The following is a 25,345-nucleotide window of genomic DNA, read 5'->3' as shown; positions in this document are numbered from 1 at the left end:
AGAAGGTTAGCCTTGAAAAAGGCCAAAAACCCCCATTAACTTGGCATCAGGGTAAGCCACTATAGGGATGTGACAGAAAATAATTCGAGGGCAATCCGACTCGTTCTACTACCTTAAGTTGGGGTATCTCAAAAGCATCCCAACCAAGGGCAGCATCTGTTATAAATGAGCCGAGACTAAAGCCAATAGGACTTACGAATACGAACTTGAGTTTGGTGTTCAGCTGAAATACCAATACCCTATCCACACCAAATCCAAGTCATGTCAACAAAAAATATAGGAGGTAAATAGAGTTCATGGAACATCGTGGTGTTACAGTATGGTTAACTGGTCTTAGTGGTGCTGGAAAGACCACTATTACTAAGGCATTAGAAGAAAAACTAAACGCCCAAGGATGCAAGCTGGAAGTCTTGGATGGGGATATCGTCCGTCAGAACTTAACCAAAGGACTCGGATTCAGTAAAGAAGACCGGGATACAAACATTCGCCGCATTGGCTTTGTTGCCCATCTTTTAACCCGCAATGGAGTTATTGTCTTGGTCTCTGCGATATCCCCTTACCGCGAAATTCGAGAGGAGGTTAAGCAACGGATTGGTGAATTTGTAGAAGTTTATGTTAATGCTCCCCTAAACGTTTGCGAAGGCCGAGATGTCAAAGGACTTTACAAACGAGCTCGTGCTGGAGAAATTAAGAGTTTTACTGGTATAGATGACCCCTATGAGCCACCATTAAATCCGGAGGTAGAATGTCGCACTGATAAAGAAGAATTATCAGAAAGTGTGGACAAAGTTATCAAAAAGCTGGAAGAGTTAAATTATATTTCTAGTACTTGAAGCAAAATCTTTATACGTTAACTAAAGCACCCCACCTACACGCTTTAGAGTGGGAGTCGTATCTTGAGACAATTCTTGAGACAATTGTAGAATCTAATTATTATTCCTAGAGTATGCAAAGCCCGGTGTTAAGCCATCCTTCACAAACTATCCCAGCTCACGGTGGTCAACTGGTCAACCGTATCGCTACACCCGAACAACGGCAGGAATTTTTGGAGAAAGCTGAATTTCTGCCCAGAGTCACATTAGATAAACGGGCTGTCAGCGACCTTGAAATGATTGCTATCGGTGGCTTTAGTCCTCTGACTGGCTTCATGACGAAAGAAGACTACCAATCAGTGGTAGACCGGATGCGTCTCGCCAATAACCTACCGTGGTCAGTTCCAATCACCCTCTCGGTTACCTCTGAAGTAGCTGCCCCTCTGCAAGAGGGGGGGTTAGTCCGTTTGGATGATACCAGTGGTCAGTTTATTGGTGTATTAGAACTGACGGAAAAATATCCTTACGACAAAACCCATGAAGCAGTGCAAGTTTACCGCACTGATGAAGATAAGCATCCTGGTGTGAAAGTCGTGTATGACCAGGGAGAGATTAATTTAGCTGGTTCGGTATGGTTACTGGAACGGTTACCCCATCCCCAGTTTCCCCCCTACCAAATCGATCCAGAAAAATCGAGAGCCATGTTCTCGGAACGGGGTTGGAAAACAGTGGTAGGTTTCCAAACCCGTAATCCCATTCATCGGGCTCATGAATATATCATCAAGTGCGCTCTAGAAACTGTAGACGGTCTACTCCTTCATCCCTTAGTGGGTGCTACTAAAAGCGACGACATCCCAGCCGATGTGCGCATGCGTTGCTATGAAATCATGTTGGAGAATTATTTTCCCAATAACCGAGTGATTCTGGCAATTAACCCTGCTGCCATGCGTTATGCTGGCCCAAGAGAAGCCATTTTCCATGCTTTGGTACGGAAGAATTATGGCTGTACCCATTTCATTGTAGGACGGGATCACGCTGGTGTGGGAGACTATTACGGTACCTATGATGCCCAACACATTTTTGGTGAGTTTGAGCCAGGTGAGTTGGGGATCATGCCGATGAAGTTTGAGCACGCCTTCTACTGCACTCGCACCCAGGGTATGGCTACTGCCAAGACTAGTCCAAGTACACCGGAGCAGAGGATTCATTTATCCGGTACTAAGGTACGGAAAATGCTACGTCAGGGAGAGTTACCACCACCGGAATTTTCCCGACCTGAAGTGGCAGCAGAACTGGCTAAGGCAATGCACGAGACGAGTTGAAGGTTGAAGGTTAGACCGTTGAAGGTTGAAGGTTGGAGGTTATTTGGTTGAAGGTTGAAGGTTGAAGGTTGAAGGTTGAAGGTTAGACCGTTGAAGGTTAGACCGTTGAAGCTTGAAAGTTGAAGGTTGGAGGTTGAAGGTTAGACCGTTGAAGGTTAGACCGTTGAAGGTTGGAGGTTAGACCGTTGAAGGTTGAAGGTTAGACCGTTGAAGGTTGAAGGTTGGAGGTTAGACCGTTGAAGGTTGCCGGTGACGCGGTTATTTGGTTATTTGGTTAGGCGGTTATATTCCAAACCTGTAACCAAATAACCTGTAACCTGTAACCTTAAACCAAATAACCTGTAACCTGTAACCTTAAACCAAATAACCTTCAACCTTCAACCGTCTAACCTTGGCCAATAGGCACGCGCGTCGCGTTCAAGCTTTAACTAGTGAACTAGTGAACTAGCTGAACTGGAAATCCCACAGCTTGTGGCCGTGGGAGCCCCAATCCTGGTAGGCTGATAGCTGAAATCTGAAAGCTGAAGCGCGGATATGGGACTTAATCGCCGGACTTTTCTGCAAAAAGCTAGTTTGGGATTGGCAACATTAGGAGTAAGTGAAACATTACTATCCCTCCTAGGGAATAGTGGTTTAGCTGTTCCTGGAATAGACCGTTACTTCCAAGTATTAGCACAACCCCTTGGGCGAAAGTTAGCCCTACTAGTGGGTATCAACAAGTATCCTCGTAGCACACTATTGGATGGCTGTGTTACTGATGTAGAACTACAACAAGAACTATTGATTCATCGGTTTGGCTTCAACCCGAAGGATATACTTATACTTAAAGATGACCAAGCGACTCGCAAAAATATTGAAACGGCTTTTATTGAACATCTGACTGAGCAAGCGAAAGCGGGTGATGTGGTAGTCTTCCACTTCAGTGGCTTCGGTAGCCAGGTTAAGCTATCTCCAGGATATCAAACCGATAGGTCTGTTGCACTTCAAAATAGCTTGGTTCCAGTAGATGGGAGCCTTACCAAAAAAAATCCTAAGGTAGCCAACGATTTACTGGAAGAAACGCTAGTTTTGCTATTGCGATCGCTCTTCACTGACCAAGTCACTACAGTACTTGATACTAGCTACACCGTAGCTGATAGCCTCCTCCAAGGAAATATTAAGGTACGCTCTAGTACTAACCGACCAGCCCGAGAGGCTAGTCGGGACGAACTGGCTTTTCAAGAGGAACTGCGGCGGCGGATACAGGATTCTGGGAAAGGGATTGTAAACCGGCAATCCGTCTCGGTTGTTCCTGGATCGATGAATCCGATGGCAGGTATGGTGCTCACGGCTGCTGAACCAAATCAAATAGCAATGGAGGCTAAATGGAATAGTTTCAGTGCTGGCTTATTTAGCTATGGTCTTACTCAGTATCTGTGGCAGGCAATACCAACAACGACAAGTCAGGTGAGCCTGACTCACGCTGGTGTGATGGTTAATCAACTGACAGGTACACAGCAACAGCCAAAGCTAGGAGGTCAAAGTAGTCTTGAGCCAATACCTACCTATTATCTCCCTGCTGACCCTAGCATGGGAGCGGATGGTGTGGTCACTGCCGTGGAAGATAATGGTCAAACTGCACAGTTGTGGTTAGCAGGATTACCAGCAACAGTTGTGGATTACTATAGCAACAACTCTGTATTGTCTGTATTGGAATTAGTCGGTGCTAAATCGGGAGTCTCCCAACTACAAATAACGTCTCAAGATGGTCTGACTGCTAAGGCAAAATTTATTGGTGGTACTACTGATAATAACAATCAGCTACAAGTTGGGCAGCTGGTGCAAGAAGCTGTCCGGGTGTTACCCCGTAATATTGGTCTAACGGTAGCTCTGGATGGGAACCTAGAACGAATTGAGCGAGTAGATGCTACCAGTGCCTTTTCTGGTATCTCTGCTGCATCGGTAGTGCAAGCAGGGGAACAACCGGCTGATTATTTGTTTGGGAAAGCACTCTCTTCCACAAATGGTGGAGGAGGGGGTTATGGAATCTTCTATCTAGACGGTGAACCCATACCCAATGGAGTTGGAGAAGCTGGGGTAGCCGTGAAGTCAGCAGCTATGGGATTGGCTGGTAAACTGAACACCTTGCTGGCCGCAAAATTGCTGCGTCTAACCGCAAATGATGGGTCTTCCGGTCTAGGTATTCGGGTATCCCTGGACATGGTTGAACCAGAGCAAAAGGTAGTGATGCAACTCGAAACATTACGGACGGCTTCCTCCTCACGGGTAGGTTTCGTAGGTGAGGGGGAAGCTAAATCTCAGGGTGAGTTGACGGAAACTGTGGCAGGAGCAGGTGTTCCGATCTTGCCGATTGGGAGTCGTCTCCATTATCAGATCGAAAACTACGGTGACCAACCGATCTATTTCTTGCTATTAGGCTTTAATACCAATGGCAATGCGATCGCACTATATGAACTGCCATTTTTGGAAACATCACAGACTTCAGAAAACTCTGCATTTATCACAAATGCCGTAATTGCTCCTGGGGAAACTCTAACCCTGCCATCAGCTGTAGCTTCTGTTGGTGGGATTGTCTCAGGTCCTAGTGGACTGGTGGAAATGCAACTGATTTGCAGTCGCTCCCCCTTCACTCAGGCCGCTACAGCTCTCGACGCTGTGCCATCTCGTCGCGGAATCGGAGCACCAATTGATGATTTGTTTAACCCCTTGGACGTAGCCCAGGCGGTGCTGCAAGACATACACAATGCTAGTGCAAATTCCCTAGATTCTTCCCTCAGTATAGGTGCTGATTCCTACGCCTTGGATGTCAATACTTGGGCAACTCTAAGTTTTCTCTATCGGGTAGTTTGATTTTAGGTGGTTAATTGTCAATTCCTAATTGGCAATTAACAATTGCTCCATAAGTGTTTAAGAGGAAATAGGAAACAGGGAACAGAGAACATAACTAATAATTTTTAGTTATTTTTTTGCTTAAACTATTATTATAACTGTGGTTATTTCAACAACATAACTTTTATTGATTTTGACTAATTAACCCTTCTTAGGTAACCTCGCTTTCCCAAACACTTGCTCCGGAGTAAGTTCCAATCCTTCAAAAAGCGAATCAGTGATCAGCGCAGCTTTGGTATAAGTCCGTGGTGGCGCATCTGGATAAAAAATTGTGATACTTCTCGCCTGAGGATCAACAACCCAAACTCGTAATACTCCCGCTTCTAAATAATCCGTTGCTTTCTCGGCTAATTGGCCAAAAGTTTGTCCCGGTGAGATAATTTCAATGGCTAACTCTGGAGGTACTGGACAAGCCTCATCTTCTATAACTTCTGAGGGCAGACGCTGAACAGAAATGTAGGTTAAATCAGGCACAGGTACCCAGTTTTGACCGTGACGTTGCAAGGCTATTGCCCACTCTGGATTGACTTCACCCTTTTCCTGACACCACTGATCCAAAAGTGTATATAAAGCACCAGTTACCCTAGCATGAAAACGTTTAGGAGACATTTTCGGTACTGGAAGCCCCTCAACTAATTCATAGGTTACATCGGTCGAAGGCATTGCCAGAAATTCTTCCAGGGTAAGTAGAGTTTTAGTTTTGAGTTGTGGCATTTTTATAGGGACCCCGAGATCATTTATCTGGTGTCAGTGGCTTTAGTATATACTGGTAAGTATTCAGCTATCAGCCGTCAGCCGTCAGCTAATCAACGGGAGGTAGTAAACAAGCTTACGGGCTGGTACGGTTGGTTGAAAATCTCTGCTCGTTTTACTCATCCGACTCCGTTCAGTTAAAGCGCCTGCTAGCTGCTAGCTGATAGCTGCTAGCTGATAGCTGATAGCTGACGGCTGAATGCTTACATATACTGATTTAAAAAAATAGCGTTGATCATATTTATGAGGTACATTCAATTTTAGCAATCCCTACTCCCTACTGCCATTAACCCAGAACGAAAGTTCCTCACCCAATTAAGATTTGGGGCAATCTCTTAGGTTTTGCCATGCTAGGATAAAAGGCAAAAACAAGAAGTCGTAACCTTGTGTCTGTCTCTACTCAATCGAGGGGAAAAAACTTTGAACAGCCTTTAGCGGTACCAACGGAACCGGTCTGGCGCTTTAAGGTTGAACAATACCACCAGATGATTCGCTGGGGTATCCTGGGCGAAGATGACCCAGTGGAACTGCTGGAAGGGTGGCTCATTCCTAAAATGCCGAAAAATCCACCACATCGTGCGTCTACTAAACTAACTCGGAATGCACTGGAAGCGATTATTCCAAACGGATGGTACGTAGATGCACAAGAACCAATTACTTTAGACAATAGTGAGCCAGAACCGGATATCGTGATTGTTAAAGGCGATACTCGCGATTATCTTGACCGCCATCCTGGTGCGTCAGACTTAGCTTTAGTGGTTGAAATTGCCGACTCCACCCTAGAACGAGACCGAACGTTGAAGAAACGCATCTATGCTCGTGCAGGTATTTCAGTTTATTGGATTGTCAATCTGATCGACAAGCAACTCGAAGTTTATACCCAACCTATTGATATATATACAACGCCAACCTATCAGCAATTTCAAGATTACAAACTGTCGGAACAAGTGTCTGTTTTTATCGATGACTCTCCTATTGGTTCCTTGACTGTGCAAGAGGTCCAACAAAAACACGAATTTTCTGCCCTAAACCTTGTCAAACACTATTCATGCTCTTACAATGAAATCAGTCAGTAACTTGTTTAACAAGCGAACACTACCGCCCAACGAAGAACTAAAAGCGAAGGCAGCTGGTCGTAAGTTAAGCGACGTAAAATAATGGACTGAGTGAAGTTACAGTGCGGTTTAAGAGTAGGCCGAGAGCCTCCATCAAGAAAATTAGCGCTTTGTCTTTGGCATTGCTTTGTCGGCAACAACCATTAGTTAAAACTAATGCTATACCATCGTCCTATCTGCTTGTAAGTAGGTTTGTACAGGTTAAATGTTGCACCTGAGCGGAGAATATATAATCCTACGGCAGGGGTGTTGGCTAGCACTAAGGTTTGGTTTGCACCGCATATCCGCTCTTCCAGCTTAGGTGCTAGATTCTGTAACACTTCCTGAGTCAAAATACTCAGATCAGTTCCTTCTTTTAGCCACGTCACTAAGTCTGGAAGGTTCATGATTGGCTCTAGGATAGACAGTGATGGGAAGTTCAGTTAATCAAAATCTTATTAGACATCTCCAAAAATTAACCTCAAACCCTTGCACTGCCTGGGTCAAAACCGAGTTTCTGGAGATGTCTATTATGGTTAGGGGAATTTTGTTAATTGTTAATTGTTAATTGTTATTTTTTAACTGAATAATAATAAGTAAATCTACAACTTTCACGGCAGTTAACCTCTGGTCGTGCTTAACGCCAGAGCTATCCCTTCATAGAATACAAGTAGGATTGCTAGATCAACTTATCGAAACGAGCACGGAGGGATTTGAACCCCCGACACCCAGAACCGGAATCTGGTGCTCTATCCACTGAGCTACGCGCCCTTATGCTTGAGTGAATATATCAAGCGTTAATCTATTTGATTAGCTTTGATAATAGCACACTATTGCAATTATTTATTATACACCACTTGAGCACGGAAAAGTGTAAACTGTTTGAAATCTGTCCTAGCAAGTGCCATCAGCTACAGATAACTGGTCGGATCGACAGGTTCACCGTTCTTACGAACCTCAAAATGGAGGTGGGGACCGGTAGAGAAACCCGTAGACCCAACGGTTGCGATCGCATTTCCTCGTTTGACCGATTCTCCCTTACTCACCAAGATTCTACTGGCATGACCATATAGGGTAGCAATACTGTCGCCATGGTCAATAATTACTGTATTGCCATAACCACCATACCAACCGGCAAAAATTACTGTACCGCTATCTGCTGCTCGAATAGTACTGCCATAACTAGCCCCAAAGTCAATCCCAGAATGGAAGCGAGATGTGCCTAGAATGGGGTGACGTCGCCAACCAAAACTGCTGGTAATGGAGCCATTACTGGGATAAAGCAGCTGACCAGTATTAAAAATAACCGTTTTGCGAAGCCTTGCCTTCCTAGCTGCCGCAATCTTGTTTTGACGGGCAATCTCTCGTTGAATCAAGATCACAAGATTTTTAGAATCTTCTGCTAACTGCGCTTGGGATGCTTCTAAAGCTTCTCGGTTAGAGTTAAGTCGCTCAATCAGTTGTTGCTGTGTCTTCAGCTGGGCTTCAAACTGCTTCTTTTTGGCTAGGAGTTGCTGTTTAAGTAGGGAAACTCGGTTTTTCTGAGCCTCTATCTCGGTTTTGCGTTGGTTAATGCTGTCGGCTTCAGCTTTTAAACTAGTTAAGATTTGCTGGTCTGTTTGATAGACTAACTTCAATCGGCGGCGTTGAGCCAGAAATTCGTTGATATCTTGACTCTTGAGCAGGATATTCGACCCAACTTCAGCCGTGGGCTGGCGCTGTAGAAAACGCAGTCGAGCAATGATTGCAGCCCGCTTTTGGTAATAGCTGCTCTCGGCAATTGCTAAATCCTCCTGCAACTGGTCTAGACGCTGGTTAGCGAGTTGGATTTGCCCATTGTAATCCTGGTTAGCCGTATCAGTAGACTTGAGATTAAGCTCAATCACACCCAGCTTCTTCTGGGCAGATTGCTCGACATTGGATATGCGATCGCTTTCCTTAATAATAGTAGACCGTTGCTGCTCAATATGTTTCTGTATCTGTTCCAGGGTATCTACTGCTCCTGGGTTAACTGCTCCTGGGTTGATTGCTTCTGGGTTGGTTGAGGGCGCAGTACTTGCTGGAATTGTGACGATTAGCAGCCAAAGCACACAGCCTAGACAAACTCTCCCTATTCCGTGTAAGCCATACCAATCCCTAACCCTACCAAAAGCGTTGAGGTTTTTGGTATAGGTTCCCCTCTGCCGAATTTCCTTAACCACAGAGTATCTCAGTATTGTGAACAATCATCGAAAAAATTCCCGAATACAGCTGTCAACGGTTGTAAATCAATTTATGCTGACGAAAGTCAAACACTCCTTGGATATTATCTACTACCACTGGCCGATAGTGAAGACTGAAGGGAAACGATTAGTGTTGTCATTATGGGGACTGGTCTGTACTATGTAGGTATCTAAGGTATTTGAGCTGGGGAATCATACACCAAAGTAAACACCACAAACCCTAGCAACAACCTCAGCGCAAACCTCAGCCCTCTAGTCTATTTAAGTAAGGGAAATCAAGTATACAGCGGGTTTCAATGCCGTGAAGTACAGTATATATAGCGTTTTTTATCGTTTTTTGGGAGATGACGACCAAGGCAGATAATTTCAAATCCGGTCAAATAATGATTATATCCCTGATCGGGTAATTGGTAATTCGTAATTGGAAATTAGTAGTTGACGATTCCCTATTTACCATTACCAAACATCCAGAGGTGCGACCCGAAGGCGCTTTGAGCGAATTTAATTCTTAATGGGTCAAGCCCACCTAGGAATAGTTAACAAACCAGTAATTAACCGGACTTGATATCATCTCGCCTTTTCAGTCAATCAGACCGACTGAAAACTTGTAATTAAAGCAATATTAGGATTGAATTTCGTTATGACGGTACTAGCAGGATTTTACGTTTCTGGCGCTCTCTACTTTTTCTCGATCTGGTTTCAAGCGTTCCAGAAAGACACTAATTTATCTCCTGATCAAATCCGCTCTTCTTGGATAGTGTTGACGATAGCAAGCATTTTTTGGCCAATTGTTGCCCCGATTGCTAATCTGGAGAAGAGTTCTAGAAAAAAAGATAGTTTAGTTCAGGAACAAGAGTTGGATCCTAATAAAACAGGTATTTCACCTGAGCTATCCCGCACTTAATTGGTAAATATCAATTGAATGATACTGATATTAGATCCGGGAACATCAGTCTTGTAAAAATTGGGTAATGGTAAATGGGTAACTATGATTACTTCCAAGCCATTACCCATTCTAATATCTTGCACCTTCACTTAAAAGCTCTAAAATTTAGTAATCTTAATTCAGGAGCTTCGAGTCAGAATAAGTCAAAGTTATGTTGTTGGAATATAAGAGTTTTTCTGCTGCTGATACGCGCAGCCTACTCAACCAACCATCAAGATCTGCCAAAGCGCGATCGCGATATGCTCCATACCGTTCTCGCTTATTCTTAATCCGCACTGGCAATTCGGGTAAAATGCCAAAATTTGGTGGCATAGGCTGAAAATGCTTAGGTGATGCGGAACTGATAAAGTCAAACAAGGCTCCCATCATCGTAGTGGGTGGCATCGTTACCAGTTCCAATCCCAATACCAGTCGCGCCGCATTGGTACCAGCCAGCCACCCTCCCGCAGCTGCTGCTGTATAACTTTCTGTTCCTACCAATTGACCAGCTGCCAACAAAGTAGACCGTTTTTTGAACTGTAGGGTTGGTTGCAATAACTCAGGAGCATTGAGAAACGTGTTCCGATGCATCACTCCCATGCGCACAAACTCTGCTTCTTCCAAACCCGGAATCAGTCGAAATACCCGTTTCTGCTCACCCCAGCGCAAATTGGTTTGGAATCCCACCATATTCCACAGCTGACCTGCTTTATCTTCCTGTCGCAGCTGTACCACAGCATAAGGACGCTGGTGCTGATTTTCTGGGGCGCGGAAGTCTCCCTTACGGGCATCAAACAGTCCCACTGGCTTCAGAGGACCGTAACGCATAGTATCTTCCCCCCGACGAGCCATCTCCTCAATCGGTAGGCACCCTTCAAAAAATTTAGCAGTTTCTTGCTCAAAGTCTTTCAATTCTGCCTTTTGAGCTGCACACAGTTCTTCCCAGAAGTGACGATACTGTTCCCGATTCATGGGACAATTAAGATAAGCAGCTTCTCCTTTGTCATACCGGGATGCCATAAAGGCAATATCACGATTGATGGATTCCCCCACTACAATCGGTGATGCGGCATCAAAAAAACTAAAGTATTCTAAACCAGTGAACTGTTGCAGGTCTTCGGCTAAAGCAGGACTAGTCAACGGACCGGTTGTAAGTACCACCACCCCTGTGGTAGTAATTTGCGGAACTTCCTCCCGCTGCAACTCGATCAGGGGATGACTAGCTAAGGTTTCCGTCAATTCCCGACTAAATACTGCTCGGTCTACAGCTAAGGCACCCCCAGCTGGAACAGCATGTTGATCAGCTTTGCCAATAATAATTGAACCAAGGCGTCTCAATTCTTCGTGCAACAAACCCGCAGCGCGATCGCTTGACTTAGCACCAAAGGAATTACTACATACTAGTTCTGCCAATTCGACCGTATGATGAGCCGGGGATAGTCGCACTGGTCGCATTTCGTGCAACACCACTGGTACTCCAGCCTGAGCAATTTGCCAAGCGGCTTCTGTACCCGCTAATCCACCACCGATAACATTTACTTGTTGTTTGTCATTAGTCATTATATAGCAAAGGGAACAGGGAATAGGGAACAGGGAATAGGGAGTAGGGAGTAGGGAGTAGGGAGTAGGGAGTAGGGAGTAGGGAGTAGGGAAAAGAGAACAGGAAAAAAATCCTGTGTACCTCATTTCTATGACAACCACTTTATTCAATTGTTAATTATTAATTGTTAACTTTTAATTGTTAACTTTTAATATCAACCAATTCACAATTAACAATTTTATATTCTCAATTATCACTCCTCAATTTTAAATTTTAACGGGACACGATCTGACTAAATAGTTAACAATTTAGTGATTGTTCCTGGTACTGGCAAAATAATAGTGACTAAAATCAACAAGGCTATAATTCCGCACAAATCTCGCCAGTTGTCAAGTTCTGAAACATCATTAAGGGCTGGTTCATCTGCCACTGGCATGAATAAAAGAATAATTCCCCACAGGAGTAATTCTGGCTGGATAAATACTAGGAGCATCATTAACAGCCGGGTAATCTGACCAATGGTCATACCAGTTCTTTGACCCAACATCGCATGGACGATATGTCCACCATCCAGTTGTCCGACTGGCATTAAATTGAAAGCAGTAACAACTAAACCGACATAACCAGCGACTGCCACAGGATGAAGGTTAATGGCTGTGTTGGAGACAAATTCACTGCCCAATGCCCATTTACTTAGTAAGCTTAGCAAAAGGGAAAATCGGGGATCGAGGGATTCTAGGTTCAAGATTCCTGAAGAGTCAGACAAAGGCACTACAGTGGAATGGGCTAATCCCCACATTAGGATTGGTAGGGTAACCACTAAACCGACTAGTGGACCAGCAATGCCTATATCAAATAAGGCTTTACGGTTAGGAACAGGAGAGCGTATATGAATAAATGCTCCCAATGTTCCCAAGAATAAAAAGGGTATGGGGATAAAGTAAGGCAGAGTTGTACGCACCTTGTAAACCATTGCGGCGAAATAATGACCGAGTTCATGAATGCTGAGAATTGCCATTAAGGCCAGGGCATAGGGCAGTCCTTGCAGTAAAACTGCTGGGTCAGTCAGGGGATTTTCCGACACCCCAGTTATCTGAGTGCCCATCCAGGTGGTGGTAAACAAAGTAATCACCATCAGCCCCAATGCTAAACCAGGTCGCGTTAATGATTCAGACCCCCTGTAAGGTTTGGTTGATTTTTTGGTATTGGGCACTAGAGCAAAAAAGGGTTTGCCGCTAAAGCTTTCTTGAAAGACTACGAAGAAGCGATCGCCAAACTCGGCTTCTATATTTGACCGCACGGTACGGTAGGCTTGCTCTGGGTTAGTGCGCAGTTTGCCGCGACACAACACTACTTGAGGTCGGTACTCAATATTCTGGAGATAGTAGATTCCCCAGGGAAAACAATTTCTGAGGTCTTTTTCTTCTTCTTTAGTAATGGGACGAAGGCTTGACTTTTCAGTTGCCGATGCAATTTTGGCGACCGGGTCTGAGGTACTTGTTTTAGTCGGATTGTCTTTGGTCATGGTTGAATTGGGAGCTGGGCGTCCCCACTGAATCAGCAGCCAGTACAACGGCAAGCAAATCACAAATGGACCGAGCAATAGGGCTGGTGGTATTGGTGTGTTCTTACCATTGAACAGAGTCCAACCAATCCAGACTAGTGGTGGAGTCATCATTACCAGCCACAGTAACCATACTGGTGTCCGGGTGAGGCTGGCAACGGTGCGCTGGATAACGAAGTAGGTAATCACAGCGAGTAAAATAAATGTAAATGGGAGTAGCCAGAGTTCCATGATGAAAGATCACACCGTCTACTAAAAACTACAATTAAACTACAAGCATTGTGCAACCCGATCCTCCAGCAAAAGGCGATTTTTCTCTTACGCCAAGCGCATCGTCTAATCAGCAACCTGCTGCATCCAAGCCACCACGCCTTGTTCTAGATACCATTTTTGCTTTTCCACCCAATCGAGATACGTTAGGTGGTACGGCTTATATTATTGTAGGAAATTCCTTCAACCTATTGATTGATTGTCCTGCCTGGAATGAGACTAACCAACAATTTTTGCGTGAGCAAGGGGGAGTCTCATTACTGTTTATTACCCATCGGGGTGGTATTGGTAAAGCAAAGGAAATTCAGGAGAGTATGGGGTGCCAAGTCCTGATTCAAGAACAAGAGGCTTACTTACTGCCGGGATTGGAGGTAGTTACATTTCACCAGGAGTTGACTATAAATCCCTACTGCTACGTCATTTGGACTCCTGGTCACTCTCCTGGTTCTTCTTGTCTTTACTACACTGGTGCAGGGGGTGTGCTATTTTCTGGGCGTCATTTGCTTCCTAGTAAACAGGGAGAACTGTTGCCCCTGCGAACCCCGAAAACATTTCATTGGCCGAGACAGATTCGGAATGTGCAATCTTTGCTTGAGCGTTTTACCCCAGAGACTCTTCAATTTATCTGTCCTGGTGCCAATACTGGTTTTTTGCGAGGCAAAGGCGTGATTGACCAAGCTTACGAGGGTTTATCAGACGTAAGGGCGAAGTTTGAAAACCCAGAAGCGTTATATATCTGAGGCCCTGAGGCTCTGACGCCCTGATCTACAGATAATCTAACTTGCCTTAGCTAGAAAAGGATCAGATGTTAACAAATTGATTGCTTCCTGATACTGACTATCTGCTTCTGTCCCCACTTGGCTAATAGTAATTGCTTCTAAAGGCACCTCCAAGTCTGGCTCAATCCCTAATTTATTAATATCCCGGTGATTGGGGGTCTCGTACTTGGCAACGGTAACTGCTAATCCTGAGCCATCTATTAGTTCAAATAAGGACTGAATTAACCCTTTGCCAAAGGTTTTTTCCCCGACTAGCTTTGCCCTACCATTGTCCTGTAAAGCGCCAGCTAGAATCTCACTAGCACTGGCGCTGCCTTGATTAACTAATACAACCAAGGGGTCTTCCGTAAGAGCGTCACCATAGGCTTCAAAGCTACCAATGGTGCCTTGGCGGTTAACGGTGTAAACAATAGTGCCTTCATCTAACCAGAGGCGAGCAATTTCAATACCTGCCTGCAATAGACCCCCTGGATTATTCCTGAGATCAAGAATATAGCCATCTGCACCCATCTCCTTGAGTTTAGCAACGGCGTGGGCAACTTCCATTGGGGCGTTAGCACTAAATTGAGACAGACGAATATAACCGACTGGGTCTCTATTTTCCTGGGTATCGAGGACTGAATACACTGGGTTTAGGGAAATGCGATCGCGTACTATTTCCACCAATTTTGGTTGTTCTTTCTTGCTTTGAATCTTCAAGGTAACCGTTGTACCAATTGGTCCGCGCATCTGTGCTGCCGCTTCATCTAGAGTCATGTTCCTAGTCAGCATGCCATCAATTTCTAGGATGTGATCCCGTGCTCGGATACCGGCTAAATCTGCTGGTGATTGAGCAATTGGGGTGATTACTTCTAACTCACCAGTTTCCACATCAATCGCAATTTGTAGCCCGACACCAGAGAGTTCACCAGAGGTGCTGATTTGCAAACTATGATATTGGTCGGGTCTGAGCAATCGTGTGAAGGGATCCCCAAGACTCCCTAACATGTTTTCTATGGCCGTATAGGTAGCTTCACGATTAGGCAGCCGCTTTTTCAAGGTCTTCTGACGTAACAACCACCAATTCTGATGGTTAAAGGTATCATCAACGTAGGATTGAGAGACAATCCGCCAAGCTTGGGAAAAAAGCCTTTGCTCCTGAGAGAAGGCAGCTGCTGTTGGTGTCCACCAGGCAGACAATAGCATGATTGGGAAGGTTAGTAAGAGTCCAACCCAGAAGGCTCGTTTGTGCATGATCAAAAATTTATGAGAGTACTTGTTAAGTTATGTTACCTGTAACCGCGATCAGGTATAATATTTGGGCTGTAACCGCCAGAGTTGACGGCAAATTAATGAAGCAGGTCATGTTAAAATTAACATCATGTAACATATAGGCTGTATTCGTTGTAAATTAAGGAGTTGAACACTCCGACGTTCAACGTCTGACGGCAAAATCCTTTCGGAAACTCTGGCCTCATGTTTTCTAAGCAAATCACTGACTCGAAAGTATACGACTGGTTTGAGGAGCGTCTGGAAATTCAGGCACTTTCCGATGACATCACTTCAAAGTACGTACCTCCCCACGTTAATATTTTTTACTGCCTGGGTGGAATTACTCTAACTTGCTTTATAATCCAGTTTGCCACTGGATTTGCCATGACCTTCTACTACAAGCCGACGGTCGCTGAAGCATTTAGCTCTGTACAGTACATTATGACTGACGTGAGCTTCGGCTGGCTGATCCGCTCTGTTCACCGCTGGTCTGCCAGCATGATGGTGCTGATGATGATTTTGCACGTCTTCCGGGTCTATTTGACTGGTGGTTTCAAAAAGCCCCGTGAACTGACCTGGGTGACAGGGGTAGTTTTAGCAGTAATTACCGTCTCCTTCGGTGTGACTGGCTACTCCTTGCCTTGGGACCAAGTTGGTTACTGGGCGGTCAAGATTGTATCTGGCGTTCCTGAAGCTATTCCCGTGGTTGGTTCTTTAATCGTCGAACTGCTGCGGGGTGGTACTAGTGTAGGTCAGGGTACTCTGAGTCGCTACTACAGTCTACATACCTTTGTGCTGCCCTGGTTTATCGCTGTCTTCATGCTGCTGCACTTCCTGATGATTCGCAAACAGGGCATTTCTGGTCCGTTGTAAATCTGTACTGACTAAAAGTCAGGAAAGTGTTAAAACTAAATGCAAACCTTGCTGCTGCCACCTGCTTACCTTTACTTATTAAGGAGAAGAATTTAAGCAATGTCAGTTCTTAAAAAGCCGGATCTAGACGATCCAATTTTACGTGCCAAACTAGCCAAGGGGATGGGTCATAATTATTATGGCGAGCCAGCTTGGCCTAATGACCTCCTCTACGTTTTCCCAGTGGTAATCATGGGTTCCATTGCTCTATGCATTGGTTTAGCTGTGCTTGATCCAGCTATGATTGGTGAACCAGCCGATCCCTTTGCCACACCTTTAGAAATCCTCCCGGAATGGTATCTATATCCTGTTTTCCAAATTTTGCGGATTCTCCCTAATAAACTTTTGGGTATTGCTGCTATGGGATCAGTTCCCTTGGGTCTGATGCTGGTTCCCTTCATCGAAGGTGTGAACAAATTCCAGAACCCATTCCGCCGTCCAGTGGCAACTACGGTATTTTTATTTGGTACCCTAGTCACCATCTGGCTTGGTGTTGGTGCTACCTTACCCATTGATCAGTCTTTGACTTGGGGTCTGTTTTAAGATTCGCTTAACCATCAGTCTCATCCTACAACTAGAGTTTGAACTAGAGTTTGTGGGATTTCGAGTGGTTAGTGATTAGTCATTAAAAAAAAGCTTTTCTGAAAATCCCACGGCTCAATGTACGTGGGATTTTTGTTTGATAGCAATTTCCAAGAATTTCCTCCGTGCCAAGTATCTTAACCTACATTCCGCAGCTTAGCTCGCAGAGCTATGGTATTTTTGAACAAGACGTGAGACGCATTCCCCCACCTGGCCGCAGGCCACGCTACGCGAACGTTCAGGTGGGGGTTAGTCCACGCCAGTAACAAAAAAATAAACAATAAAAAACCTCTGGCAATCTATATTTTCATAGGTTAATATATTAGTTAATATAGTTGTTTTATATTAGTGAAGACACCAACCAAAGTGATCAGAACTGATAAGTGGAAGCTTAATCCTTCTCCCTCGCAAAAAGAATTATTTGCGGAGACGGTCAAAGTTTATCGTCAGGCTTGCAAGTATTTGGTTGGTATCATCTACACTCACTGGTCTGAACTTGGTGGATTGACAGCAGATCAATTAACTCCTGCTGTAGAGCGGCTAATGCATCAAACCGCCAAGCGACCTAATATAAAATACCCTCAGTTCAATCAAGCTTTTTACAAATTTCCCAGCTACTACCGTCGGGCTGCGATCTCGTTTGCGGCGGGACAGGTTAGTAGCTATGTCACTCGTTATAGGGACTGGCAATCTGGAAACAGAAAAAGAAAAGATAGTAAGCCACCAAAACTAAATGCTGGGACTGGTTGCTATCCTGCTTTATACAAAGGACAGTGTTATAAGTTACATGGTTTCGACCAAGTAGAAATTAAGGTTTTTGATGGTAAAAACTGGGACTGGACGAAAGTTCAAATTACCGGATTAAGAAACCGCCACACCTGTGGGACTAACAAAATCATGTCCCCGTCATTGATATTCAATGATAGGTACTGTCATTTATCTGTTCCATTTGCTTGCAAGCCAGAAAAGCGCAAGCCAGAAGGCAACGTTACTGCGGTAGATCTAGGCATCAATACCACCGCAACAATAGCAGTTGTAACCCACACCGGCACTGTAATCCACCGTGATTTCGTTCACCCCGGAAGAGACATAGACCGTAGGGACAAACGACTAAGATCCGTATCCGTCCGAGCCTCCAAGACTATGGGCAAAGGGGGGAAACTTCATAAAGGTTTCTGCTGTTTGACCTACCAAAAATGCCAAAGAATCAACAACCAAATTAGCCATATAGTTTCTAAACGAATTGTTGAGATTGCTGAGAAATTCAATTCTGTTCGCGTAGCGTGGCCTACGGCCTTAGCAATCGTGTTTGAGAACCTCAAAGGATGGAAGCCTAAAGGTGGAAAAAAGAGATCTAACCTGAGGCAGAAATTTCACGGGTGGCTCAAAGCTAAAATTCGTGATTTCACAGAAATGAAGTGGACTGAACTTGGCGGAAAAGTTGTAGAAGTCGTGGCTGCTTACACTTCCAAACTGGCCTACGATGGCTCCGGTACGGTTAAACGAAATTCAAGAAATTACTCCCTAGCAACCTTCTTATCAGGTAAGTGTTTCAATGCCGACCTCAACGGCGCTTACAACATCGGGGCTAGAGGTGTACTTAAACTCGTTCGCAGAAATGGCAACGAGGGTCGTTCCAGCAAAAGATCTCGACGACCGCCTAGAAGCTGGGCGTGCTTGTGTGATCTGTGGACTAGCGGTAGTTCCAGATTAGCATAGGACACCACCACCTCGGTTAGCCAGGTGGTGGAAGCTTCATGCATGACCCCTAACTCTATTTACGCCTAGGTAATGGTAAAGATGTAGTGATTTGGCTAGGGTCTGGTCAAGGTAACGGGAGCTAAAGTCACTACTTGTGTACCACTACCTACGCCTAATAGGGGATGCAATCCGGCGATCGCAATCGCTTTATTTGGCTAGATAAGCTTGTCTGAGTTGCCAAATTAGTTCCCGATAAAGTTCATTTTTGACACGATTTCCCCGCTCGCAGTGTTCTAGCTTAATATCATCTACAAAAAACTTGACAGTCAAAACTTTGTTGGAGTCCATTTGTGATCCTCCCACCATCTTAATTTCTTCCATCCAAATTTTCGGATTTTGCCATTCGATGCGGGAGCGTTTAAATCGTTCTTGTAACCACATAATCAGATCATCAACAACATCATCAAATCGGGTATCATCAATGGAGAGATTATTCGCTCTCAGCCATAATTGATTGGCTTTGCGCTTAAGAATGGTAATTTTTTGTTCCCAAGACTCGCGCAGTAATTTATGATCTTCTAACAACAAATCTGGATCTTTGCACCAGGTGTTATACCATTCTCTGACTAAACCAATCAGGGAGTCTCCTCCAGATTGGGCATGCTCTCCTTCTTCTAAAGTTAATTTTCGTTGACGATTTCCCAAACGAACCGCTTGTGTCGATAAACCCATTTGCTCACAAATATTCAAATAATCTCCCTGAATTATACGGATTTCACTGTATTCTAAGCCTTCATTTTCAAACCGATCCACTTGCTCGGACAAGCGATCAAACGCATTTTCAATTTCCTCTAACTTATGATTCACTTTTTGTTCTGCTTTTAACCGGATTAAACCCACTTTTCGCTTCTGTTCTGCTCTGATTCCCGGCTTAGAAAATCCATAAAACTTTTCTAAAAGTTCAAGCTTGCGATCGATTAGTCCCATTGTGTCGGGGTGAGCTAAGATCACGTTTTCAATCAACTGAATTGCTTGACCGGGATCAACTGTTGACATGATCGGAAGTTCCAGTTGATCGTAATAATGGGGAGTTGGACGAGTGAGATTAACAATTTCTTTTGTTTCAAAGGTAGAATTAGGAAGGTAGACATCACTGTGGTTACTCACAACATACAGATGAGTAACTCGCAAACCAACTTTTTTGATCACTGCAAGTTGACCGGAAGACAGTAAAATCACATCTCCAAATTGAAAAGGAGTATCGACTAATAAAACCAAACCGCTCAGAAAATTGGCGAGGGAATCTTTGAATGCAAAGCCAAGAATAAAAGATGCTCCTCCAAGGGCGACCCAGACTCCAGCCACGTTTATTCCTAAAGTTTGTAAGAATAGTGAGCCGCCAATAACATAGACTAAAATAGGCAAGATGCCTTGAAGAATGGGAAGCAAAACATCATCCCACATGGCTTCTGTTTGCTCTGAATACTTCTTTAAGTAGTAGAGAATAACTTTAGTTAAAATTTGAGCGGTGACATAAGTGATTATCGCAATCATTGCAGCGGTTAATCCTCGATTTACCCAAACTTCATAATTTTCGCTTAGTTTAAGTTTAGGAATTAATGAAATTTGAATTCGTAAAAGTAGTACAAATAATAATAAAGGTTGACGTATAATTTTTAAGCTTGTGATTGCTGCGTCAGAGGAGAATCGACGAAATATAGGCGGAAGAATCACAAAGGTGATAACATATAATACCGCAATAATTCCTCCTAGAATTGCAAGGCTTTTTAAATATTCACTTAATACAATCATATTAACCTCTTGCTACTGGCTTCTGTAATAATTTTCACTTTTGCCCACACAACATTGAACTTTTTCCCCTGATTGTACACCATCAAGCCAGAATTGTATCAGGGTAAACGCAAGAAAAATGAACCCATAATATGAAATAACCGGGCGACTGAAAGGCGCTCTTGGAAGTGAAAGGCTAGAACCCTTTCCTAGTCTTGGATTCAGACTAGTTTCCACCCGAAGGAGCGTAGTGAGATGGATATCGCGGCTAAGGCTACGACACTCCCGAATCACTAGGTTTCAGAGCTAGAGGGGAATGCGCAACAAATCTTTACATGCCGTGGAGAAGATGTTGTTGGGTTAGGAAAAGAATCATTTGGTTGAAAAGTGATGAATCGCCACTACAAGGCATCGTTACGATAGACACTTTCCGATAAAGCGGCAATGGAAGGTGTAAGCTCCTGGATTAGCCTCGCGTTAAAGGGGCAATCGAATCCCACTTTGGACTCGGTGTATAGGCGGCAACCTCAGATTCGTAACTTCTTAGTGTGTCAACAGGTAAGCCGAGGTTGAGTCCTAGATCTAGGTCGATTGATGTAGGTAGCCAAATCGTAAGAGGAGGTATAACTCTCAGCCCGGTAGAAGACTGAACCAAGCAAAAGCCAACAGCCGAAAGGCAACAGGAAAATACGAAAGTATATAACTGGTTGGATAGAGGGAAATCCCTTAACTTGAAAGAGTGCTGAATTTCAGAACTGACTTCGAGCTAGGGAAATAATACGTAAGTACCTTAATTGTATATGGAAAAGATAGAACCGCAACCTTACGGGAACGGTATCGTAACTAAACAAACCACTGACTGGCACGCTATCAATTGGAAACGTGCCTACAGGACGGTCAGGAAACTTAGACGTAGAATTTTCAGAGCGACACGTGAGGGTAATTGGAAAAAGGTCAACAAACTACAAAGACTAGCTCTCCGTAGCTATTCCAATATCCTGATATCAGTCAAACAAGCAACCCAAGTAAATAGTGGTAAAAAAACAGCAGGGATAGACGGAAAGAAAAAATTAAACCCTGCGGAAAGAGGTCTAATGGTCGATTCCCTCACCACATATAAGACATGGAAGCCAATACCAACCAAACGCATCTACATCCCAAAATCCAATGGAAAGAAAAGGCCATTAGGGATTCCTTGCATAACCGACAGATGCCTACAAGGTATAGTCAAAAATGCACTTGAGCCATCATGGGAAGCAATGTTTGAACCAGTATCATACGGGTTCAGACCTGGAAGAAGTACCCATGACGCCAGACAGAGGATATTCCTAAACATCAAAGGAGAGAATAATAAAAAATGGTGGGTAGTAGACGCGGACATCTCAGGATGCTTCGATAATATTGCACATGAACCACTATTGGAAGCAATCGGTAGCTTTCCAGCAACCAAACTCATAAAAGAATGGCTCAAAGCAGGATACATCCACAAAGGGACATTCTACGATACCGAACAAGGAACACCACAAGGTGGGATAATCAGTCCACTATACGCCAACATAGCTCTCCATGGATTAGAAAAGGAACTAGGTATTAAATACTACTGGTGTAAAGACAAGAAAGCCAAAAACGGCGGAAATTGGAAAAATAGGACACCAAGGACTTACGTCCGCTTTGCCGATGACTTTGTAATCCTCACCGAAAGCAAAGAAGATGCGGTGAATGCATTGAAAATCGCTGAAGAGTGGTTATCCAAAAAAGGACTAACATTATCCTTCGAAAAAACTAGAATATCCCACTTGACCACCGGATTTGATTTTCTGGGGTGGAACTTCAGGAAACATAATACCAGTACAAGAAAATCAGGGTATATAACCATCATTAAACCTTCAGATAAGAATGTAGCGAAATTTAAAACCAAACTTAAAGAGGAATTCAAGAAGGTACGATCAGCTCCACAGGAAGTGGTAATCAAAAGACTCAACCCGATTATAAGAGGGTGGGGAAATTACCACAGCGGAGCAGTATCTTCAGAAATATTCAATAAGATTGACAGCTACATATTCTGGAAGTTAACAAGATGGGGATTAAGAAAGCATCAAAAATCCCGGGAATGGTTGTACAAGAAGTATTTCGGTAAATTATGTCCCGGAAGAGACGATAAATGGGTATTTGGAGAAAGGAAAGTTTATCTGACTAAGCTTGCATGGGTCAATATCGAAAGACACACCCAGGTCACACATACTCATAGCCCGGACGACCCAGAACTCAAAGAATACTGGGAAAAGAGGGAAAATAAACAGAAACAAAAGACCGCAAGAAATAGACTATCCAACGGAAAAAACAAAATAGCAAACAGACAGAACTACATATGTCCTGTCTGTAATCAAACCCTTGGAAGGTATGATAATGTGCATCTACATCACATAACACCAAAAAAGGATGGCGGCACAGATAAGTATGACAATTTAATATACTTACACAATGACTGCCATCACTCAATCCATGCCCTGGGTGCGACAAATCCCGAAATACAACAAATGCTAAAAATGGGATTAAAAAAACCCTCCAAGAAGAAGGGACAAAAGCCAAAAGGTACAAACCCGGATTCAAGGAAAAGTAAGTCGCAAAAGAAAACGTGTTCTAAAGAAGTTGGGCGCGCCGTGTGCTTGGAGACTCGCTCGCACGGTGCCTTGGGGACGAAGCGGGAGTAATCCCGCAGATTTACCCGATGATGTCATCTCAAAATTTCCAATGGTTTTTGGCTTCGATACCCCCACTAACTTAACTGCAACCAGTCGCCAATCCTTGCCACTGCTGCCTGCAACCGATTGTGAACAGATTCAGCTAGCTTCTGACCCATCAGTTTGAGAACCTGGCTGATCCGTGAGGGAACAAAGGAGTACTTCATCCATTTGTGAGCATTGTGATGATTGCGCTGGAGCGCCACCATCGGAGGTGCTCAGGGGTGGGAAGACATAGAAACCCTGATTGACTGACAAGACCCTTGAAATGCTGATTATCCCGTAGGGAGCGCTTAGCCATAGGGTAACCCAATGAAAACCTCACTGGTCTTGGGTTTCGTTGCCTCAACCCAACCTACGCCATGATCTAAAGTCAGTCAACCAGCCTGCGGAATGTAGGATCTTAAGCGTATCTGCCATGGCTACAAGTTCTTGGTTGTTTTTCCCTAATATCCCTAATGCTATTAGAAATAGTTCGAGGCTAAGATAGGTGAATCGAATTCAAAACTAACGAATTTGAGCGATACACAGAAAACCGCATCTAACTACGTATTCATTTTCCTAGAGATTTTTGAGTGTGAAGGGGGCATCCAATCCTACGTCAAAGATATTTTCGAGGCATATTTGTCTGTTGCTGCTAAGACTGTTACCAGTTCTAGGGCTGAAGTATTTTTGCTGCGAGATGGCCGAGGTTGTGACAATCTCTTTGATGTCTACCCACTCAGATTCCATTACCTGAAAACCAAGCCTCCTGTGCTAGGGCGTGTTCGCTTAACAATAGCGCTAGGTTTTTATTTATGGCAAAAACGTCCCAAGCACGTTTTCTGCGGTCATATCAAACTCGCTCCCCTGACTCAGCTGTTGTGCAATAGTTTGGGGATTCCCTATACAGTTTTGACTTATGGCAAGGAGGTTTGGGAACTCTTACCCCTGAAAGAACGTAATGCCCTAGACCGGGCAGCAGCAATTTGGACAATCAGTCGTTACAGTCGCGATCGCGCTTGTGCTGCCAATAACCTAAATCCTGAAAAGGTAAAGATGTTGCCTTGTGCTGTTGATGGCAATAGGTTTACTCCTGGTCTGAAATCACCAGCCTTAATCGAAAAGTATGGTCTGACTGGTGCTAAGGTGTTGATGACTGTCGCTCGTCTGTGGTCTGGGGATATTTATAAAGGAGTTGATGTTACCATTCAAGCACTTCCTGCGATCGCTAAAATCTTTCCAGAGGTTAAATATCTAGTTATTGGTCGTGGTGATGATCAACCGAGACTGGCGCAGCTAGCCAAAGATTTGGGTGTTGGGGATCGGGTGGTCTTTGCTGGTTTTGTCCCTACACCAGAATTAGTGGAACATTACCGAGTGGCTGATGCCTACGTCATGCCCTCCCAAGAAGGCTTTGGGATTGTATACCTAGAGGCCATGGCTTGTGGTAAACCTGTCCTTTCTGGGGATTCTGATGGTTCTGCTGATCCTTTGCAAGATGGTCAGCTTGGTTGGCAAGTTCCCTATCGAGACCCCGATGCAGTGGCTGCGGCTTGTATTGAAATTCTCAAGGGAGAGGATCAGCGCTGTGATGGTCAGTGGTTACGAGAACAATCCCTAGGGTTATTTAGTAAAGAGGCTCTGACAAAGCAGTTAAAAGAGTTACTCGATACTGCGTAAAAATTGAGTCGCCCCTTGCGGAGCATAAGCAGCGAGGGGTAATTTCTATTCAAGTTAAGACGAATCTGAACTAGGATATAACTACCCGATCATATTTGTTATTGTTAAAAGAAAACAGTGAATCAAAATACCCCGAGACAGTTTCAGTTCAACCTGTCAGGTATGGGCTGTTGGCTAGCGTTCTTCTTAACTTGTTTCTTGCTAGGCACAGTTGGCTTGGGATGGGTAGTCAATGGTTTTTTGATTTTAATTGCTTTTTTAATCATCTCACCAGTGATTGCCTGGTTTGGAGTTCGCTGGTGGCTCAGACGTAATCTAGTGGAAGATAAATGTCCAGTCTGTGCCTATGAGTTGACTGGGTTTAACAATACCCAGTGTCAGTGCCCCAGTTGCGGGGAAGTTTTGAAGATAGAACACGGACATTTTAACCGCTTAGCAGCTCCAGGTACGATTGATGTGGAAGCGGTTGAGATATCGGTTCAGCAGATTGAAGATTAGAGTAATCGCTAATCACCCATAGACTTCGCTGCAGTTG

At 44.2% G+C, this 25,345-nt stretch carries 21 protein-coding genes and 1 tRNA gene; 13 read left to right on the top strand and 9 right to left on the bottom strand.

What is annotated here, in order from left to right; genetic code table 11:
* Positions 1-296: 296 nt before the first annotated feature.
* The 3 genes from cysC to LYNGBM3L_RS22645 all read left to right on the top strand — a co-directional run bounded on the left by cysC (position 297) and on the right by LYNGBM3L_RS22645 (position 4,984).
* Entirely contained in the window at positions 297-833 is a 537-nt protein-coding gene (gene cysC / locus LYNGBM3L_RS22655; RefSeq protein WP_009149177.1) for an adenylyl-sulfate kinase, read from the top strand.
* A 113-nt stretch (positions 834-946) separates the two neighbouring features.
* Positions 947-2,134 carry a sulfate adenylyltransferase gene (gene sat, locus LYNGBM3L_RS22650; RefSeq protein WP_009149176.1) on the top strand — a complete coding sequence of 396 codons (1,188 nt, stop codon included), beginning with the start codon at positions 947-949 and terminating at the stop codon, positions 2,132-2,134.
* A 534-nt stretch (positions 2,135-2,668) separates the two neighbouring features.
* Positions 2,669-4,984, top strand: coding sequence for a caspase family protein (locus tag LYNGBM3L_RS22645; protein WP_009149174.1), 2,316 nt, complete (start codon positions 2,669-2,671; stop codon positions 4,982-4,984).
* 180 nt (positions 4,985-5,164) lie between these two features.
* Here the strand turns inward: LYNGBM3L_RS22645 and LYNGBM3L_RS22640 are convergent, their stop codons facing one another.
* On the bottom strand, positions 5,165-5,737 hold the full coding sequence (locus LYNGBM3L_RS22640) for a Uma2 family endonuclease (protein WP_009149173.1): 573 nt from the start codon (positions 5,735-5,737) through the stop codon (positions 5,165-5,167).
* A 30-nt stretch (positions 5,738-5,767) separates the two neighbouring features.
* Between LYNGBM3L_RS22640 and LYNGBM3L_RS44115 the strand changes: the two genes are divergently transcribed.
* Together LYNGBM3L_RS44115 and LYNGBM3L_RS22635 are read left to right on the top strand one after the other, a co-directional pair.
* The gene (locus LYNGBM3L_RS44115; protein WP_154659881.1) at positions 5,768-5,917 is read left to right on the top strand and encodes a hypothetical protein; all 150 of its coding nucleotides are present in this window, start codon (positions 5,768-5,770) and stop codon (positions 5,915-5,917) included.
* A gap of 245 nt (positions 5,918-6,162) precedes the next feature.
* Positions 6,163-6,852 carry a Uma2 family endonuclease gene (locus LYNGBM3L_RS22635; protein ID WP_009149172.1) on the top strand — a complete coding sequence of 230 codons (690 nt, stop codon included), beginning with the start codon at positions 6,163-6,165 and terminating at the stop codon, positions 6,850-6,852.
* 182 nt (positions 6,853-7,034) lie between these two features.
* On the opposite strand, the gene LYNGBM3L_RS22630 is transcribed toward LYNGBM3L_RS22635, so the two are convergent.
* From LYNGBM3L_RS22630 to LYNGBM3L_RS22620, 3 genes are all read right to left on the bottom strand, one after another.
* Positions 7,035-7,277 (bottom strand): cyclic nucleotide-binding domain-containing protein, encoded by a 243-nt coding sequence (locus LYNGBM3L_RS22630; RefSeq protein ID WP_009149171.1) that lies wholly within the window; start codon positions 7,275-7,277, stop codon positions 7,035-7,037.
* Between the two features lie 291 nt (positions 7,278-7,568).
* Positions 7,569-7,641: transfer RNA gene (locus tag LYNGBM3L_RS22625), tRNA-Arg, on the bottom strand.
* A 140-nt stretch (positions 7,642-7,781) separates the two neighbouring features.
* Positions 7,782-8,960, bottom strand: coding sequence for a murein hydrolase activator EnvC family protein (locus LYNGBM3L_RS22620; protein ID WP_009149170.1), 1,179 nt, complete (start codon positions 8,958-8,960; stop codon positions 7,782-7,784).
* A gap of 772 nt (positions 8,961-9,732) precedes the next feature.
* Here LYNGBM3L_RS22620 and LYNGBM3L_RS22615 point away from each other — a divergent pair.
* Positions 9,733-9,996 (top strand): hypothetical protein, encoded by a 264-nt coding sequence (locus LYNGBM3L_RS22615; RefSeq protein ID WP_009149169.1) that lies wholly within the window; start codon positions 9,733-9,735, stop codon positions 9,994-9,996.
* Between the two features lie 156 nt (positions 9,997-10,152).
* Here the strand turns inward: LYNGBM3L_RS22615 and trmFO are convergent, their stop codons facing one another.
* Positions 10,153-11,577, bottom strand: a complete 1,425-nt coding sequence (trmFO, locus tag LYNGBM3L_RS22610) for an FADH(2)-oxidizing methylenetetrahydrofolate--tRNA-(uracil(54)-C(5))-methyltransferase TrmFO (RefSeq protein WP_009149167.1) — start codon at positions 11,575-11,577, stop codon at positions 10,153-10,155.
* 272 nt (positions 11,578-11,849) lie between these two features.
* Complete coding sequence (locus tag LYNGBM3L_RS22605) at positions 11,850-13,352, bottom strand: site-2 protease family protein (RefSeq protein ID WP_009149166.1); 1,503 nt, start codon at positions 13,350-13,352, stop codon at positions 11,850-11,852.
* 50 nt (positions 13,353-13,402) lie between these two features.
* On the opposite strand from LYNGBM3L_RS22605, the gene LYNGBM3L_RS22600 reads away from it, so the two are divergent.
* On the top strand, positions 13,403-14,131 hold the full coding sequence (locus LYNGBM3L_RS22600; protein ID WP_009149165.1) for an MBL fold metallo-hydrolase: 729 nt from the start codon (positions 13,403-13,405) through the stop codon (positions 14,129-14,131).
* A gap of 36 nt (positions 14,132-14,167) precedes the next feature.
* On the opposite strand, the gene ctpA is transcribed toward LYNGBM3L_RS22600, so the two are convergent.
* Complete coding sequence (ctpA, locus tag LYNGBM3L_RS22595) at positions 14,168-15,403, bottom strand: carboxyl-terminal processing protease CtpA (protein ID WP_009149164.1); 1,236 nt, start codon at positions 15,401-15,403, stop codon at positions 14,168-14,170.
* 222 nt (positions 15,404-15,625) lie between these two features.
* Here ctpA and petB point away from each other — a divergent pair, with 222 nt between their 5' ends.
* The 3 genes from petB (at position 15,626) to LYNGBM3L_RS22580 (ending at position 18,634) form a co-directional block, all read left to right on the top strand.
* Positions 15,626-16,294, top strand: a complete 669-nt coding sequence (gene petB / locus LYNGBM3L_RS22590; protein ID WP_009149163.1) for a cytochrome b6 — start codon at positions 15,626-15,628, stop codon at positions 16,292-16,294.
* Between the two features lie 99 nt (positions 16,295-16,393).
* Positions 16,394-16,876, top strand: a complete 483-nt coding sequence (gene petD / locus LYNGBM3L_RS22585) for a cytochrome b6-f complex subunit IV (RefSeq protein WP_009149162.1) — start codon at positions 16,394-16,396, stop codon at positions 16,874-16,876.
* A 387-nt stretch (positions 16,877-17,263) separates the two neighbouring features.
* Positions 17,264-18,634, top strand: coding sequence for a zinc ribbon domain-containing protein (locus LYNGBM3L_RS22580; protein WP_009149161.1), 1,371 nt, complete (start codon positions 17,264-17,266; stop codon positions 18,632-18,634).
* A 189-nt stretch (positions 18,635-18,823) separates the two neighbouring features.
* On the opposite strand, the gene LYNGBM3L_RS22575 is transcribed toward LYNGBM3L_RS22580, so the two are convergent.
* A complete protein-coding gene (locus LYNGBM3L_RS22575) occupies positions 18,824-20,428 on the bottom strand; it encodes a mechanosensitive ion channel family protein (RefSeq protein WP_009149160.1) in 1,605 nt (534 codons plus the stop codon).
* A 779-nt stretch (positions 20,429-21,207) separates the two neighbouring features.
* Between LYNGBM3L_RS22575 and ltrA the strand changes: the two genes are divergently transcribed.
* A complete protein-coding gene (gene ltrA / locus LYNGBM3L_RS22570; RefSeq protein ID WP_009149158.1) occupies positions 21,208-23,118 on the top strand; it encodes a group II intron reverse transcriptase/maturase in 1,911 nt (636 codons plus the stop codon).
* 65 nt (positions 23,119-23,183) lie between these two features.
* On the opposite strand, the gene LYNGBM3L_RS44110 is transcribed toward ltrA, so the two are convergent.
* Positions 23,184-23,357, bottom strand: coding sequence for a hypothetical protein (locus LYNGBM3L_RS44110; RefSeq protein ID WP_009149157.1), 174 nt, complete (start codon positions 23,355-23,357; stop codon positions 23,184-23,186).
* 307 nt (positions 23,358-23,664) lie between these two features.
* On the opposite strand from LYNGBM3L_RS44110, the gene LYNGBM3L_RS22565 reads away from it, so the two are divergent.
* Both LYNGBM3L_RS22565 and LYNGBM3L_RS22560 read left to right on the top strand, forming a co-directional pair.
* Positions 23,665-24,810 (top strand): glycosyltransferase family 4 protein, encoded by a 1,146-nt coding sequence (locus LYNGBM3L_RS22565; protein ID WP_009149156.1) that lies wholly within the window; start codon positions 23,665-23,667, stop codon positions 24,808-24,810.
* 117 nt (positions 24,811-24,927) lie between these two features.
* Entirely contained in the window at positions 24,928-25,308 is a 381-nt protein-coding gene (locus LYNGBM3L_RS22560) for a hypothetical protein (protein WP_009149155.1), read from the top strand.
* The last annotated feature ends 37 nt before the right edge of the window (positions 25,309-25,345 follow it).

The organism is Moorena producens 3L (assembly GCF_000211815.1).
Classification (GTDB): Bacteria; Cyanobacteriota; Cyanobacteriia; order Cyanobacteriales; family Coleofasciculaceae; genus Moorena; species Moorena producens.
Note: the sequence above shows the minus strand (reverse complement) of the source record. Positions and strands in the feature narration are given on the sequence as shown.